This window comes from Stenomitos frigidus ULC18, assembly GCF_003003795.1.
Taxonomy (GTDB): Bacteria; Cyanobacteriota; Cyanobacteriia; order Leptolyngbyales; family Leptolyngbyaceae; genus Stenomitos; species Stenomitos frigidus_A.
Genome location: NZ_PVWK01000052.1, coordinates 44,761 through 59,941, shown reverse-complemented (window position 1 = coordinate 59,941; position 15,181 = coordinate 44,761). Strand labels below are relative to the sequence as shown.

Sequence of the window (15,181 nt, the reverse complement as noted above, 5' to 3'; positions counted from 1 at the left end):
TGCCATCACTTTACGTGATAACGCTACCTCTGCATGAGGTTTTGTGGGGAGAAGGAGAAGTTTTGAGTGTTGCTCGCGCAGCGTTTTCATCGCTTTGGACTGCCGAAGGGTAGGAAAGAGTTCCAGTTTACTAACTCCTCACGCCTCTCCCCTTACCCCTTACCCTCTCTAAAGTTCCCAACCCCAAGCCAAACGGGCACACCACAACCCTAGCAAACCCACGATCGCCAGCCAGTCGCCAAATCGGAGTTGAAACTGGTGCCATTGCACCTGGTGCTCATTGGGACTGGTAAAGCCTCGGACTTTCATCGCGCTGGCAATTTGCTCTGCCCGCAGCAGCAGGTTATTGAGTAGGCGTTCAGCGACAACCAGCCAGATTTGCAGTGCACGCCGCCAGCCCAATTTGCGCCAGTTAATCGCGCGCGTACTGACCGATCGCACCAAGTTCTGCACTTCTTCTAGTACCAGAGGGATAAAGCGAAGCGAGAGCGTCAGCGTTAGGGCAACTTCTGTAATCGGTAGGTTAAACCGACGCAAAGGCGACATCCAGTCTTCGATCGCGGCTGTAATTTCTTCTGGTGCCGTGACCAACAAGAAAAGATTCGTGCTGTAAATCAGGGTGAACAGTAACGTACTGTAGCGAATGGCTAAATCCACCGATCGTTTTGTCATGGTGATTGAGCCACGCTTAAACAGAACATAACGGTAGTCGGTAGACTGGGGTAGAGAAGCCTGTGACATTCCCGGAGTAGGCGTTACAGAGGATTTACCTAAGCCAAACGGGTTATACCAGGGATTGGATGTTGGTGCGGGTGGTAGCGTCTTTAGCTGCTGTGAAAAAGCAAGTTCATCCGCAGGTAAGCGGGGCTGATGCCGTGTTTTGAGCCCATCGGGAATCACAGTAGTGAGGGCAAACACCATCAGACTGAGCACCAGCAACCAACCCATCTGCTGCCGCCAGACTCTCAAAGGAATCATTGCGAAGACAGTGACAGCGATTAGCAACCCCACCAGGAGCGTACGCCAGAGTGCATTTGCCAACAGTGGAGCCGCCAAAAACGTCATCAACCACGCAAGCTTGATACGTGGATCGAGCCGGTGCAACCAGGTGATGGGTTGTTCTAAGTAAAGCCCCAAGGGAAGGGAGCGCAGTAAATCCATTGTTAATCTGAGAGTTTAGATTTTCGCCAGGGCTTACACATTGAAGGCTTGATCCCCCTACCCCTCTGGAACCTTTTTTTGGCAGAGCGGCGCAATAGCACGAGGCTAGGAAATCTTCTGCCTAAGTCCGATTAGGAATGAGAATTTAATCAAACCGACCATTTTGTAGGGGCTTAGCATTCGGATAAAAGTGCTTGCCGTAGCCGAAGGCAACTCTGCCGAATGCTAAGCCCTTACCGTGAGGATGACCGATGTTATTTAATCCACGCTCCTTAGGTTGCAGAGAACAGCTGCAATCTAAAACTCCTTGACGCGCGTGGCTCGGTTGGCAGTGACGCGCTCCACCTCTCTCGTTTTCTTACCGCGCCAAAAGAGACGAATCGGCGTGCCCGTAAAGCCCAGCGACTTGCGAAATTGGCCTTCAATATAGCGGCGGTAGTTGTCATTAAAAAGGGCGGGATCATTGACGAAGAGGGCGATCGCTGGTGGACGACTGCTCACCTGAGTACCGTAGTAAATCTTACCTTGACGCCCCTGCCGCGTGGTCGGTGGGGAGTGCCAGCCCACTGCTTCTTCTAACACTTCGTTGATCACGGAGGTTGTGACACGCCGTTTCTGCTGCTCTGCGGCGATGTTGACCATATCCAGGATCTTTTCTACGCGCTGTCCCGTTTTGGCGCTAATAAAAATGATGTCGGCCCATTCAGTGAAATGTAGGCGATCGCGCACCAATTTTTCGTGGTCATAAATGGTGTAGGAGTCTTTCTCCACTGCGTCCCATTTATTGACAACGATGACACAGCCGCGACCTTCATCGGCAACCCGTCCCGCTAACTTTTGGTCTTGCTCAGTGACACCATCCAGCGCATCAATGACGAGCAGCACCACATCGGCACGGTTAATCGCTTTGAAAGCACGGTTAATACCAAAGAATTCTGGCCCGTACTCAACCTGTTTCTTTTTGCGAATGCCAGCCGTGTCAATCAATCGATAGGTCTGGTCACCATGCTGCACAACCATGTCGATCGCATCGCGCGTCGTACCTGAAATGGGACTCACAATCGATCGCGTTTCACCAACGAACGCATTCAACAGGCTGGACTTACCCACATTGGGTCGTCCGGCGATCGCCACCTTAATCTCGTCTGACTCTTCAATCTCATTCGCAGGTGGCAGATGAGTAATTAACTCATCCAACAGTTCGCCAGTACCGTTGCCATGAATGCCCGAAATCGGAAACGGCTCGCCCAAGCCCAACGACCAGAAATCTGCTGCCAGTGCTGCACCCTGTTCCACAGATTCGCATTTGTTGACTGCCAGCAAAACGGGGACTGACTGTTGCCGCAACCAGGTCGCAATTTCTTCATCAGATGGCATCAGCCCCATCATGCCATCCACGACAAAAATCGCGGCGCTCGATTCTGCCAACGCAGCCATTGCCTGTTCACGGATGAAGGGCAGAAATTCGGTGTCATCATCAAAGACTAAACCACCCGTATCGACGACCTGAAATTCACGATCGCGCCAAAAGGCTGGCTTGTAAGTGCGATCGCGGGTCACACCAGGTTCATTAAAGACAATGGCATCCTGCAACGCTGACAGTCGATTCACGACTGTAGACTTGCCCACGTTTGGACGACCGATAATAGCAACAATAGGCAAAGGCATAGGAATGAAGATTAAAGGATGAGGTCAACAAGGATGAATGAAGTTCGTACCAAGCGACCATTCATCACTTAAGTCTTCTATTCTAGCGATAAGTCGTTAACTCGTATTGCTTTGCTGTTGCCCAACGGTAATCTTGCACTCGTTAGGATGAAGCAGAACGCTTTCTCAGCAGTTGCGATCGATGTTGATTTTACTGGTGGAAGACGATCCAGCCCAGCTAGAGCCACTACAAACAGCACTGTTGCAGGCAGGGCACATTGTCGACGCGATCGACGATGGCGAAACCGCACAGTGGCTCATGTCTCAGAAAGAGTACGATCTGCTCATTCTCGATTGGATGTTGCCCAAAATCAGCGGGGTCAACCTTTGCCAGCAATATCGTCAGTCTGGCAAAACCGCACCTGTGTTGATGCTTACGGCCAAAGATACGATCGCCGACAAGGTGACTGGACTCGATGCTGGAGCCGATGACTATTTGGTGAAACCCATTGATGTGGTGGAACTGTTGGCACGAGTCAGAGCACTGCGGCGGCGATCGCCCCTCTGGCAAGGTGATTCATTATCGCTAGACGCCTTACATCTGCACCTGAACACCCTGACGCTGGAGTGCCACCAGCTGACAACCCCACTCTCTAGCCGCGAATTTCAGCTTATGGAATACCTGATGCGCCATCCACGCCAGGTTTTATCGCACCATCAAATCGAGCAGGCACTATGGGGTTGGGGCACCGAACCCGAAAGCAATGCCGTCACCACCCTCGTCCGTCGTTTGCGGCAACGCTTGCAAGCCGTTAACGCCAAAGACTGGCTAGAAACCATTTATGGTATGGGGTATCGGTTGCAGCCGCCGGAGAGGGGAAGGGGTGTAGGGAGTGGGGAGTAGGAGTAGGGAGTGGGAGAGTTTTGAGTTTCGAGTTTTGAGTTTTGAATTTAGCCTTTAGCCTTTCTACTTCCCTTCCATGTTCACTCGCAGTCGTCGCAATTTAGCTTATTGGTTTGCTCTCTCCATGGGTGGCATTCTCGTCTTATTTGCAGGCGTAAGCTATTGCCTGAGCGTAGAAGGGCAGCTACAGGCGTTTGACCAGGCACTTTCTAAGAAAAGTAGGGCGATCGCGTCGGGTGCCACAGTCCGGTTTCAACAGGGGCAATGGCAGATTGAACCAGACGATGCACCCTGGATGGGGAGCGATCGTCTGTCGCGCAGCAGCGAGCTGGTTTATGTGCGCTGGTATAACACGAGGGGCTATTTAGTACGCTTTATTGGGCTGCCTGCTCCACTCCGTTTAAAGCCCGTGTCAGAGTTTCAAACGATCGTGGTGGCTGATGATCAAGCTGGAACCACGGCAACAGGGCTTTGGCTGCGACAGGCGACACTACCCGTGCTTCAAAATCAGCAGTTGGTCGGCTACCTTCAGGTTGGCGAGCCGCTCACAGGCATTCGAGACGGTCTGGAGCGAGTGCGGCTCTTTTTAGCGTTAGGTGTCCCTATGACGCTGGGTGTGATTGGAGTAACAGGCTGGTTTTTAGGTGGTGTAGCCATGCAGCCAACACGACGGGCATACGATCAGCTACAGCGCTTTACAGCCGATGCCTCCCATGAGCTACGGGCACCTCTAGCAGCAATGCTGAGCAATGCCCAGGTTGGGTTGCTGTCGCCCGACGATAGCGCGCAGCAGCGTCTGCGGCTAGAAAAAATTGTCGCGGCCGCAAAGTCAATGGGTGCGCTAATTAGCAATCTGCTGTTTCTCTCTCGACAAGAAGGGCCGCTCGATGCAGCCAGCCTGAAACAAGTGGATTTGGTGGTAATGTTACGATCGCTCATCGACGACCAGACCACTCAGGTAACCGCGCAAGGGTTAACGTTCACTAGCCAGCTACCGGCACAAGCGGTCATCTTAAACGCCGATCCAGATTTGCTCAGGCAAGCCGTCATGAATCTACTCAGTAACGCGTTCAAATACACATCTCCTGGTGGCAGCGTCCAGCTACGTCTTTCAACCTCATCCCGCTTTGCCGTGATCCAGGTTGAAGACAATGGCATCGGCATTCCCGCCGCCGATCTGCCCCACATTTTTGAGCGCTTTTATCGGGTAGATACGGCACGATCGCGCCAAACGGGCGGCTTTGGCCTAGGCTTGGCGATCGCTCAGCAGATTATCGCCGCACATCGGGGGCGCATCACTGCAAGCAGCGCCCTGGAGGCAGGATCGACCTTTCAAATTGAACTGCCACTCAAAGGCTGAAGCCCAGTCTCCGTCTTCACTGGTTCGACCAGAGCATTAGCAACCGCTTTCAAGCTTTGGGGATGCGAAACCATATCTCGGTGTAACGGCACCCAAACTTTAACGTCTCGTCCAACCGGCACTTGAGAACTGCTAGCTGGCAAAATCATGGCATCGAGCGGTGTCCAAATCGAAGTGAAGTTGACCCGATCGAGGGTTGCAATGTCCTGGTTCAAGTCTCGCAGAAAGGGATGCTGGGGACGCATCTGCATACAGCCTTGGCGTAGGGAGCCATAAGCAACCCAGGTGCCGCCGTGAGGAGACGAAAGGCTGATAAAGCGCTGCACGCGATCGAGCCCACCTAACCGTTGAAGGTAGTAGCGACCTACAATGCCACCCATGCTGAAGCCCAGTAAGTCAAATGGTGTTTCTGGTGTAAAGACGCGATCGGCATATTCCGCCACTTGCTGGGCCAAAGATTTAAGACAACCATCGCCGTTATTAGGCGTCAGATTAAGATCATGCGTTTCCCAACCCAGATTGTTGAGATAGCGCGTCATAGGACGGAAAATTGCACCCGTATCCCAGATGCCGTGAAGAAGGAGAATTGGATTACGCGGGGTTGAAGGGTTCATCACAGCCATGCATCGTACTCTTTCGAGTGTAAGTGCTGCTAAGCGGTCTCAGCGATCGTGATAGGACAGACAACGAAATGGTCGGGTGTCAATCAAACACACGCGACCCACCGAATTAACAGTCATCCAATAAATAATTAATAAATCGCAATATTAGCCCTTCTGTACTCATAAAACCGCGATAATTTGAGTCGGGTAGTTCGGCTTTATGAGTCAACCTTTTACTAACGTTGCGCGAGTATATCGGTACGCATTTCAGGAGCAGTTGCAATGAGCAGTTTCGTTAATTTTCTCAAAAATTTATTCTCTGGCCTTTTTTCCTTTATCGGCGGTCTGTTTAGTTCTAAGAAAAAGCAGGCTGCGATCGCGGACAGTGCACCCAAGCCCCGTAAGTCCAGCAAATCTGGATATTTTCTAGAGCTTGATGAGGCTAAAGGCGTTGGCACGACGCCTGCTCCCACTAAGTCTGTCGCAGCAGCTCCAGCTAAAGCATCGGAGTCTACCAATGGGGCAACCGCCAAACCTGCACCAAAGCCAGTGGCAGCGAATGCAGGTCTTAACCTGCCTCAACCTACGGTCACAACGTTTGCACCAAAATATCTCGCTCAAGCCGGTAGCTCAAACGGCCGTCGTCGTCCTGGTGCCAATATGTCATCCTTCCTGGATCTCGCACGCCAAGTTAAAACCCCATCTTGAGCATTTCCACTTCAGGGTCATTGACTGCGGTAACTGACTCCGACGGAAACCGACCAAAAACATAAACTGACAAAAGCGCTGGTGAGTGTATCTCTCATCAGCGCTTTTGCGTTTGACTTGATTAGAGTGGCCTTAAGGGCTAGTCTGATCAACAGCGTTTTCGTAGGCTTTGCGATCGATCGCTTCGTGTTCGTAAGTTTTCAGTACTACCCAAAGCGCATGGATAATCCCAGGTACGTAGCCTAGTAGCGTCAGACCCACATTAATGAAAAAAGCGGGACTGATTCCCAGAGTTAAGAAAACGCCCAGTGGTGGGAGAAAAATAGCGGCAAGGATGCGTAGTAATTTCATAGCTCTCTCTAATTCTGCTCTTCAAAACAGCCTTAATAGATGTATTGTCATGGCAACTGGCTCTGAACGCCCTCCCTCCCAAGAGTTAAAAAAGAGCTGGCGCGCAAACAGGTAGGACTGGTAGATCAAACCAGTTTTTTGCAGAGTTTGTAGAAAGTAAAGAGGGTGATTGCTGCGGGTGTCATCGGCACCAATCACCCGTCGTCCTTAGGGTCGTGGATTAATTAATCTGAACCATTTCCCTTCTGTAGGGACGTTCCATGGAACGTCCCTACAGAAAGAATTGCACCTTATTAAATCTGTGTTCCTTATTAGCGTCCATCACCAATTGCTAGTGATGATGCATTACACTGTGTGACTTCCCACAGTTTGTAAACAAAGAACTCAGCGCGATCGGAGAAGGCAGCGATGAACATGCCTTCATGCGCGTCTGCGTCTGCCGCAATCCAACTGCCTTGCAGACTGACTTCTACAAAAGCATCATCGACCGGGGTAACGGTAATGCTTTGACTGCGATCGAGCTTCAACGCCAGCTCTAGATGGGTCAAACCGGGAGCATCGGCAGGGAGCAAAAAAGCAGCGCAACCCGGTTCCACATAGAGTTTTTGTCCCGCACGCAAGGCCAACAGCACTCGTTGTGCAATCAGCACATCCAATGAAGCGGTCATCCGCTCCAGGTGTAACCCATCCTCTATATAGGTCAGCTTTAACATCCTGTCTGCCTCCTAAAAAAACAACCCCCGCTTCTGAATCTCAGGAGCGGGGGTTAACAGCCTCAGTACCGACTGGTTGCTTATATTGGTGCATGGTCACGCCTGCACCACCCGCTTTGTATTGGTCGATCGAACTCTACTTGGCCCTTAATAGCGCTAGCGACGCCTGCAAGAAGTGCTTTACCTGCAAGAAGTGCTTTACCTGCAAGAAGTGCTTTACCAGAGAGAAGTGCTTTACCAGAGAGAAGCGCAGACACACCCTCAACCGCAAACAGTGCAACGAACTTCGACAACCCGCCATGAGGTCGCCGCTGTCTAGCGCTATTGGAGGTGAATAAGGGTGTGCTGGTCATGGAATTACGTTGCAAATGGAATAGTTTGGTCGATGAAAGACTTGGCAAAAACTCGCTTTGTATATACTACACGTGTAGTATGACGATGTCTACTCCTTGAGACAAAATCACCCGAAAGCTGGATACACTATGAGGCTGTGTCATTCCGGAGACAGCAGAAAGAAATTTGAAGTGGCCAGATCGCAGGAGGCAGAGGCAGGAGGCGGCAGGTGGGGGGCAGAAGGCAGAGAGCAGAGGTTAGGAGGCAACCATTACAGGTTCAATTGCCGTGACTTCAATTGCTATGACACTATAGGTTGTGGAGCAATAGCTGCACGTCGTTGGGTGAGCTATGAGGAGCTTTGTAGAAAACAAAATACTCGTAGGGCAGGTTTGACACCAAAGCGATTGGCTGGATGCAAAGACGCTGGTCAAACCTGCCCCCTACCAGGCGGTACATTTTTTCTCGGAAATCACCTTGCCACTCAGAGAAAAGCTGATGGCTGAGAGCTTCTCCATAGCCTTTCCCCTCACCCTTTGCCCAGATAGCAGTGACAGTCGGGTTTTTCAATGAGCGAGTCAGCGATCGCATTCAGCGCTACAGCTGCTAGTAACCCACCGCCGATCGTGCCGTCCAACGTAATAAAGGGAATGCCGGACTGCATCAACTGGCGCTTGGCAGCGGGTGCATGGCTGAAGCCGATCGGCATCCCGATAATCAAAGCTGGGCGAAGGTGGTGGGTAGCGATCGCTTCACAGACCGCAAATAGAACCGATGGAGCGTAACCGATGACTAGCACACAACCATCCTGCAAACTATGTAAGCGTGCGTGCCATACTTCATTCTGCCAAAATGCCTGTTCTGCCTCTGCTGCGTTGGTAATGTGGCAGTCATCAATCAAGCGTTCCGTTGCACAACCTAAATGAGCCAAGCGGGTGTGATCCAGCGCTGCATGGACAACGGGGACATCGGCCACGATTTGGCAACCCGCCTTCAGAGCCTCACGGCTGGCCGCGATCGCCCCTTTGCCCACTCTGACAAACGGCACAAGGCTGACATCACCACAGGCCAGCACCAGTTTTGAGAGCAGATCGACCTCAATTTCAGAGCGATCGGACAAGTCTGGTAAGAGCCGCTCCAGTGATTCTTGAAAGGCTTCTGGATGAGCATGAACCGCCGCATCTAAGCCACTCCAAAGTTGTTCCAGACCGCCAAGTCGAGTTTGAGCTTCGACATCCAGCAGCTTGAGTTGAGCGATCGCCTCTGCCTGTACCAGTTGGCAATCCGTATCGCGTCCTAATAAGCCTTCCAGTGCCGATGCCGTTTGTCGCAAATGGGCAATCTGCTGAATCACCGAGCGATACTGCTGCTGAAACTGCACCATCAAGGTTCCAGCTGGGTTAGTTTCCGGTTCTTCATCCAGCAGTTTGTGGATATGTGACAGCTGAAAGCCTTGTTGCTTGAGTGCCACAATGCGCTGCAATCGCTGCACGTCGTGCTGGCTATAGAGACGATAGTTACCACGCGATCGGGCTGGCTGCGGCAGTAAGCCCAATTGGTGATAATGCCGTACCATACGAGGCGAAACGTCTCCCCCTACGGCATCCGTCAGTTCTTTAATGGTTAGATCGTGACCAAGCATGTGCTGCCCTCAAGTTCTGGCTTTTAGCTCTCAGCCGTCAGCTCTCAGCCTTTTACCCTTCGACTTCTCATTTCTGACTTCTGACTTCTGACCCCTCGCCTTTGTCCTTCTTGCTTGACATTAACATCAATGTCAAGGTTTAGCGTGTAAGAGTAGTCCCGTTTGTTTGCGATGCTCTACCCATCTCGCCTCACTCAATTGACAAAAGACCATACCGATGTGGTTGCGGCTATACTCTGTGGCATTTTGTTGCTGCTGGGGTGGCTCACCTTGCACCTTGGCTGGGTAGGGCTGGCGCTGTTGTTGTTGCCTGCTGCGTATGTGATTGGTGGCTATGAAAGCGCTCGTGAAGGGCTAACCACGTTGTTCCAGGAAAAGGAACTGGATGTCGATCTGTTGATGATTGTGGCTGCGCTAGGAGCAGCAGGGCTGGGTCTATGGCGACGCGAATATTTTTTTATTGTGGACGGGGCAACGCTGATTCTCATCTTTGCCGTGAGTGGAGCACTGGAAGGGTATGCGATGCGTCGTACAGAGCGCAGCATTCGGAGCTTGATGAGCTTGACGGCAGATACCGCTAGGGTGCAGCGGCACGGGCAAGAGCAGATGATAGCAGTCAGTGCGTTGCAGGTGGGCGATCGTGTCATCGTCAAGCCAGGAGAACTGATTCCAACCGATGGGGTCATTCAAGAAGGCTACAGCACCCTGAACCAGGCACCGATTACTGGAGAATCTATGCCCGTCGAGAGAACGATCGGCGATCCGGTCTTTGCTGGCACCCTAAACGGTAATGGCGCGCTCAATCTGATCGTGCATCAGCCGCCCGAAAGTAGCTTGATTCAGCGCGTGATTCGGCTGGTGGAGCAGGCGCAAACAGAAACGCCCCCATCACAGCAGTTCATTGAACGGTTTGAACGCAGTTACGCAAAGATCATTGTGATAGCAGGCATCCTCCTGGCAACCCTACCGCCGTTTCTGCTGGGCTGGAGTTGGGAAACGACGATTTACAGAGCGCTCATTTTCCTGGTTGTGGCATCACCCTGCGCCTTGATGGCGGCAATTATGCCCACCTTACTGTCCGGCATTGCCAACGGAGCGAAACAGGGCATTTTGTTCAAGGATGGCGCGCAGTTAGAGATGATCGGTCGAGTACGCGCGATCGCCTTTGACAAGACAGGCACTCTCACGATCGGCAAACCCGAAGTCTACAAGGTCATTGCTGCCGCTGGCTACGCAGAAGCCGACGTATTGCAGGTTGCCGCTGCGCTGGAGTCCTGTTCGGAACATCCCCTCGGAGACGTGATCGTGCAAGCTGCTGAAGGGCTGCACTGGTCTACTGCCACTGATGTACAGGCGCACCCCGGACAGGGCATTGTTGGTACCTATCAGGGACAAACCGTGACCGTTGGCAACTCAAATTTTGTCAGCCAGTCCGTAACCAACATGCCTGAAACCCTGCTAGAAGCAATGCAGTTTTTGGAGCAAGACGGCAAAACAGTCGTTTGGGTCGCTCAGGAGACACAGGTGGTAGGACTGATTGCTGTTGCCGATCGCCTGCGTCCCCAAGTGGCTGAAATGATCGCTCGTTTGAGACGTTTAGGCATCGAACAGATAGTCATGATCACTGGCGACAACGATCGCACCGCGCAAAGCATTGCCAAGACAATCGGGCTGGATCAGGTCTACGCTGATTTGTTGCCAGAAGACAAGCTACACGTCATTAAACGCTTACAGCAACAGTATCAACACGTTGCCATGATTGGCGATGGTATCAACGATGCGCCTGCCCTGGCTCAAGCATCCGTTGGCGTGGCAATGGGCATCGCTGGCAGTGATGTCGCGCTGGAAACTGCTGACATTGTGCTGATGAGCGATCGCCTGGAAAAACTGGAGCAAGCCATTACCTTGAGTCGGCGATCGCAGCGAGTCGTCAAGCAAAACATCGTCTTTGCGATCGGCTTCATCGTGCTCTTACTGCTTGCCAATTTTGCGGGCAATATTACCCTTCCATTGGGGGTTATCGGACACGAAGGCTCCACCGTTCTCGTCACACTTAGCGGACTACGCCTACTCAAAGGTTGAACTGCGCAAGCACTCCTTGAAGATCAGTGACCACTTCACCCGACTGAAAAGGACAGAATCTTATCCTACCTGCGCCTCCAGATTAATCATTGCTACCCACGCCAGAACTCTGATTCGGGGGGCGTGGGGGAGTTAGGCCCCCACATAGCGGGAGCCGGGGGGAAGTCCCCCGGTCAGGTCTAGCAACGAAGCCCAGAGCTTTATGAACGGTCAGGCTCCATGCCGATCAGACAATCCCATCAAGCAATCATAATCGACTCAAAATCCTGCAAGCGAGTCGCTTCCAGCACATAACTTTGACCATAAATGCGGGGCAGTTTTCCTGTTGTTGCCAGCACCTGTCTCACCTCACCATTCGTGATACTGGCCAGATCGCGATTACTAAATAAGGCAATCCCCACAGCAATCCCCACGCCATGACCCACCGCTGTGTTGAATTCCACAATTCTGCCAGCGGCACACGCGTAACCATCAAATCCCGACGCTGGACTGACCACAGCCAGATTAGGCACCGATCGGATCAGCGCATGACGAATGCCTACATTAAACAGCGGTGGATGGTGAAAGGAAATACTGCTCATGCCCTTATCTGATGCCTTTTTGCCCAAGCCCGTAATGCCGCCTCGTACATCCAGATAATAGCCAAAGGTCGCGATCGCATCCGTTGCAGGAGCCCCACCCAGCAGCATCTGGGCACCGCTCAAGGGCTCTACCACACCTTGCACATTACCCGCGTGCCGGATGTATAGCTCTGAAGCCGGCTTGACTGCTGTTGCGCCAAAACTTTTCAACCATTTGGTCACAAAGCCGATTTCCTCCAGCATCGCAGGCGTTGGTTTAGCCGCACCTCGCGCCAGTGCTTCTGCCTGAGAGCCCGTCACGTAGAACATCAGCGCATTCCAGGACAGCCGACCGCCAGGTAGCACAGCAATGTTTGCCTGATCCATCAGCACGCCACTGTCAGCTAAAAACATCTTCTTGCCCCGGAAGGCGTGATACGTCACGGACAAGGCGCGACTGCGAATATCAACGTGATCTTGCCCCACATACATCGTGCGGAGATTGCCCTTCTCATCCACAAAGCTTTTGCGGATCTGGTTGATCAATGCCGGATCAGAACCAGCGGCGATCGTGATATATTTTTGTGCTTCGGCGTCATTCGGGTTCGTAAAGCGCTTAAGGTAGTTCAGCTCAATCTCTTTCAAACGCTGAATCGTCAAGCCCTGGCTTTCGAACACCAGCGTGACGGGCAATTCCGATTCTGGCAACCCAAAGGTCGCAAAGCCTTGCAGTTTCTTCACGCTAGCTATCTGCGCAAGTTCGGCATTGACGCTAGAGTCGATAAACTGCTTGCCCAGAAAAACACTACCCGTTGTAAGTTGAATACCTTTTAACTTTGCGCCATCCCGTAGCACCGACTGAAGCTGCACCCGGCTAATGATATCGGTACCCACCTCACTCAGCATGGCTCGCAGTGCCGCATCCGCTTTGCGTGGGTCAAGCCCAATTTGCGTCACACCGGCCCGTTGCAAAAACTCCTGATAGATGGCAGATGGCGCACCAAAGGTTGGCAAACCGTAAGCCTGACGGATTTCGGCTGATAAAGAGCAGCGATCGAGGTACGCCAACCCTCCCCGCACCAAATGACCACCAACCCCCTCCTGGGAGTTGCCCTTAAACATCAGCAGGGTGCGTAACGCCTTCCCTGTACAACGACGGTACTCCCTGGCAGCACTAACCAGTGCCAGCACACCAGGCACTTCATCACCAAAGCAAATGACATCGTAGGAGCGAGGCGGTTGTGTAGCGGCTGTCATAGTTGTGCCAGGAGCGACGATACTCTAGGACACAAAGGATAACCGATGTCTTTCGGAAGCAGTTGAATTTTCTTAATTTTCTTCCGCTCACTTCCGCCCATTGATCGCAATTTTGAGCATTCTGCCCAAAGCCTCACATAGCCTACCATGTCGAGGCTTTACCAAAGCTTATTCATTCGCCCACCATTCTTCAATACAAGTTTACCTTAAAGATCAGTATTACTCTTATCTTTAGTAAGAGCAAAGGTGCTTCTCATTAAACAAAGAGCTTCAAAGCTTAAATTAGTTTGTAAATTGCCGTTTCTATTGATACAGATCGCTCATTAGGAAACTTCCTTATTCGTAGGGGGTAAAAGCGAGTTAATTGTTTAACCAAGACTGCCGACTCTCCAATACTGAGTGTCATCAAATAGAAAGAAGCCTGTAGCTTCCTTGGCAAGGAAAGCAGTCATAGCCAAACGCCTGCGTTGCCAAGCGTTCAGGTTCCTTACGGATGGTTAATATTCGGAGCTTTCCAGCTCAACATCGCTAAACTGCCAAAATTCTTGACCTACCTGACTTAGCTTATGAAAGCGCTGGTTATCGGCAACGCAAAATTTAACACGAGTGATCTCATCTCACCGGCTCAGCTATACCCTTTTTTCGGATTTCGGCAACAGCTTAAGCGCGATCTTGGTCTCACATTCCACCATGAAAACGCTTCCACATTTGCTGAGATCGAACAAGTTATTCAAACGTTTGGCAATGGAATCGATGCTTTTTTTATTCGTCCAGCATGGGACGAAAGCCCCATTGAAGCGGAACGTGTGATTAGCAAATTAAGGGCGACTCATCCAACGAGTAAGATTATCTTTATCGACCCGTGGGATCAAGTAGCAAGCAGCTTTTTCAACCTGCTGCCTTATGTCGATCGCTTGCTCAAGTATCAGCGTTTAAAGGACATTAGTCAGTATCAAAATGGCTTGCTTGGTGGCACTGCAATTACTGATTATCTGGCTCGTGAGCTAGGCTATGACCTTCAAGGTTGGCAGATTGGTTCAGAGATCCCTCCAGGTTACGCTGATCGCATTGAGACGGGGTGGAATGTCACCTTATTAGAACGGTTTCAAAAACCGCTATTTGGTACTGTCCTCTCACGTTTAAGAATGCCCTCAAAGCGTGACATTGATGTTTTTTGCCGTGTGTCTTACGGCGTGAAAGGCTCCAACGATTGGTATGGTTTGTACCGTAAAGCAGCGATCGATGTCCTCCAGCCGTTAGAAAATCAATATAATCTAGCCGTAAGCGGCGAATATGTTGGCGCACGGGTGATTTCAAGCCGGCAATATTTTCGTGAAATCAAGCGAACCCGCATTGCCTTTTGCCCCTTTGGCTGGGGTGAAACCACCTGGCGAGATTATGAAGCGGTCTGTTATGGCTGTTTGCTCGTCAAACCGTCAATGGATCATATGGATACTCAGCCCAATATTTACATTCCTCATGAGACCTATGTTCCAGTCCGTTGGGACTTTAGCGACCTCGAAGAAACATGTCGCTATTATTTGGAGCATCCAGAAGAGGCCGATCGCATTATCCAAAACGCTCGCCGTGTCTATCAAAACTACTTTAAGCAGGGTACGTTCGTGAAGACGATCGGGCAATTGCTGCAAGTAGAGACACTTTCCCTAGCCGCATGACAAGACTAGGAAGCTGAAAAGGCTCCAAGAAGTGAATTTACAATCAAATATTAGTTGGGCAAGCGTGGTTGCATATCAAGTTATCTACGCCTGCCCAACGATTGCGTTTTGGCAACGCTGATACACCTCCATACACCGTGTCAATGGTCCTCCAGAACGTTGCTGATTGCGCTACCCATAGCGAC

At 51.5% G+C, this 15,181-nt stretch carries 13 protein-coding genes; 6 read left to right on the top strand and 7 right to left on the bottom strand.

What is annotated here, in order from left to right; all coding sequences use genetic code 11:
• Window positions 1-168: 168 nt before the first annotated feature.
• Window positions 169-1,161 (bottom strand): energy-coupling factor transporter transmembrane component T family protein, encoded by a 993-nt coding sequence (locus C7B82_RS09080; protein ID WP_106255973.1) that lies wholly within the window; start codon window positions 1,159-1,161, stop codon window positions 169-171.
• A 297-nt stretch (window positions 1,162-1,458) separates the two neighbouring features.
• Window positions 1,459-2,829 (bottom strand): ribosome biogenesis GTPase Der, encoded by a 1,371-nt coding sequence (gene der / locus C7B82_RS09075; protein ID WP_106255972.1) that lies wholly within the window; start codon window positions 2,827-2,829, stop codon window positions 1,459-1,461.
• A gap of 181 nt (window positions 2,830-3,010) precedes the next feature.
• Between der and rppA the strand changes: the two genes are divergently transcribed.
• Both rppA and C7B82_RS09065 read left to right on the top strand, forming a co-directional pair.
• Window positions 3,011-3,712: a two-component system response regulator RppA gene (gene rppA, locus C7B82_RS09070; protein WP_106255971.1), complete on the top strand. Its 702-nt coding sequence runs from the start codon at window positions 3,011-3,013 to the stop codon at window positions 3,710-3,712.
• A gap of 76 nt (window positions 3,713-3,788) precedes the next feature.
• A complete protein-coding gene (locus tag C7B82_RS09065; protein ID WP_106255970.1) occupies window positions 3,789-5,072 on the top strand; it encodes a sensor histidine kinase in 1,284 nt (427 codons plus the stop codon).
• Here C7B82_RS09065 and C7B82_RS09060 read toward each other — a convergent pair.
• Window positions 5,045-5,695 (bottom strand): esterase/lipase family protein, encoded by a 651-nt coding sequence (locus C7B82_RS09060; RefSeq protein ID WP_245939806.1) that lies wholly within the window; start codon window positions 5,693-5,695, stop codon window positions 5,045-5,047. The genes C7B82_RS09065 and C7B82_RS09060 overlap by 28 nt on opposite strands.
• A gap of 261 nt (window positions 5,696-5,956) precedes the next feature.
• Between C7B82_RS09060 and C7B82_RS09055 the strand changes: the two genes are divergently transcribed.
• Window positions 5,957-6,382 (top strand): hypothetical protein, encoded by a 426-nt coding sequence (locus C7B82_RS09055; RefSeq protein WP_106255969.1) that lies wholly within the window; start codon window positions 5,957-5,959, stop codon window positions 6,380-6,382.
• A 132-nt stretch (window positions 6,383-6,514) separates the two neighbouring features.
• Here the strand turns inward: C7B82_RS09055 and C7B82_RS09050 are convergent, their stop codons facing one another.
• Entirely contained in the window at window positions 6,515-6,733 is a 219-nt protein-coding gene (locus C7B82_RS09050) for a YqaE/Pmp3 family membrane protein (RefSeq protein WP_106255968.1), read from the bottom strand.
• 311 nt (window positions 6,734-7,044) lie between these two features.
• Window positions 7,045-7,446, bottom strand: coding sequence for an alr0857 family protein (locus tag C7B82_RS09045; protein WP_106255967.1), 402 nt, complete (start codon window positions 7,444-7,446; stop codon window positions 7,045-7,047).
• 175 nt (window positions 7,447-7,621) lie between these two features.
• Here C7B82_RS09045 and C7B82_RS33120 point away from each other — a divergent pair, with 175 nt between their 5' ends.
• Complete coding sequence (locus C7B82_RS33120; RefSeq protein WP_219904174.1) at window positions 7,622-7,765, top strand: hypothetical protein; 144 nt, start codon at window positions 7,622-7,624, stop codon at window positions 7,763-7,765.
• Between the two features lie 543 nt (window positions 7,766-8,308).
• Here C7B82_RS33120 and C7B82_RS09035 read toward each other — a convergent pair.
• Entirely contained in the window at window positions 8,309-9,421 is a 1,113-nt protein-coding gene (locus C7B82_RS09035) for a precorrin-8X methylmutase (RefSeq protein ID WP_106255965.1), read from the bottom strand.
• Window positions 9,422-9,592: 171 nt separating this feature from the next.
• Between C7B82_RS09035 and C7B82_RS09030 the strand changes: the two genes are divergently transcribed.
• Window positions 9,593-11,503: a heavy metal translocating P-type ATPase gene (locus C7B82_RS09030; RefSeq protein WP_106255964.1), complete on the top strand. Its 1,911-nt coding sequence runs from the start codon at window positions 9,593-9,595 to the stop codon at window positions 11,501-11,503.
• A 239-nt stretch (window positions 11,504-11,742) separates the two neighbouring features.
• Here C7B82_RS09030 and C7B82_RS09025 read toward each other — a convergent pair whose 3' ends face one another.
• On the bottom strand, window positions 11,743-13,320 hold the full coding sequence (locus C7B82_RS09025) for an FAD-dependent oxidoreductase (protein WP_106255963.1): 1,578 nt from the start codon (window positions 13,318-13,320) through the stop codon (window positions 11,743-11,745).
• Window positions 13,321-13,886: 566 nt separating this feature from the next.
• Between C7B82_RS09025 and C7B82_RS09020 the strand changes: the two genes are divergently transcribed.
• Window positions 13,887-14,996 carry a glycosyltransferase gene (locus C7B82_RS09020; protein ID WP_106255962.1) on the top strand — a complete coding sequence of 370 codons (1,110 nt, stop codon included), beginning with the start codon at window positions 13,887-13,889 and terminating at the stop codon, window positions 14,994-14,996.
• Window positions 14,997-15,181 lie beyond the last annotated feature (185 nt).

Excerpts from the sequence above, each read along its gene's own strand:
- C7B82_RS09080 (WP_106255973.1), bottom strand. The coding sequence starts at position 1,161 with ATGGATTTACTGCGCTCCCTTCCCTTGGGGCTTTACTTAGAACAACCC.
- der (WP_106255972.1), bottom strand. The coding sequence starts at position 2,829 with ATGCCTTTGCCTATTGTTGCTATTATCGGTCGTCCAAACGTGGGCAAG.
- rppA (WP_106255971.1), top strand. The coding sequence starts at position 3,011 with ATGTTGATTTTACTGGTGGAAGACGATCCAGCCCAGCTAGAGCCACTA.
- C7B82_RS09065 (WP_106255970.1), top strand. The coding sequence starts at position 3,789 with ATGTTCACTCGCAGTCGTCGCAATTTAGCTTATTGGTTTGCTCTCTCC.
- C7B82_RS09060 (WP_245939806.1), bottom strand. The coding sequence starts at position 5,695 with ATGGCTGTGATGAACCCTTCAACCCCGCGTAATCCAATTCTCCTTCTT.
- C7B82_RS09055 (WP_106255969.1), top strand. The coding sequence starts at position 5,957 with ATGAGCAGTTTCGTTAATTTTCTCAAAAATTTATTCTCTGGCCTTTTT.
- C7B82_RS09050 (WP_106255968.1), bottom strand. The coding sequence starts at position 6,733 with ATGAAATTACTACGCATCCTTGCCGCTATTTTTCTCCCACCACTGGGC.
- C7B82_RS09045 (WP_106255967.1), bottom strand. The coding sequence starts at position 7,446 with ATGTTAAAGCTGACCTATATAGAGGATGGGTTACACCTGGAGCGGATG.
- C7B82_RS09035 (WP_106255965.1), bottom strand. The coding sequence starts at position 9,421 with ATGCTTGGTCACGATCTAACCATTAAAGAACTGACGGATGCCGTAGGG.
- C7B82_RS09030 (WP_106255964.1), top strand. The coding sequence starts at position 9,593 with ATGCTCTACCCATCTCGCCTCACTCAATTGACAAAAGACCATACCGAT.
- C7B82_RS09025 (WP_106255963.1), bottom strand. The coding sequence starts at position 13,320 with ATGACAGCCGCTACACAACCGCCTCGCTCCTACGATGTCATTTGCTTT.
- C7B82_RS09020 (WP_106255962.1), top strand. The coding sequence starts at position 13,887 with ATGAAAGCGCTGGTTATCGGCAACGCAAAATTTAACACGAGTGATCTC.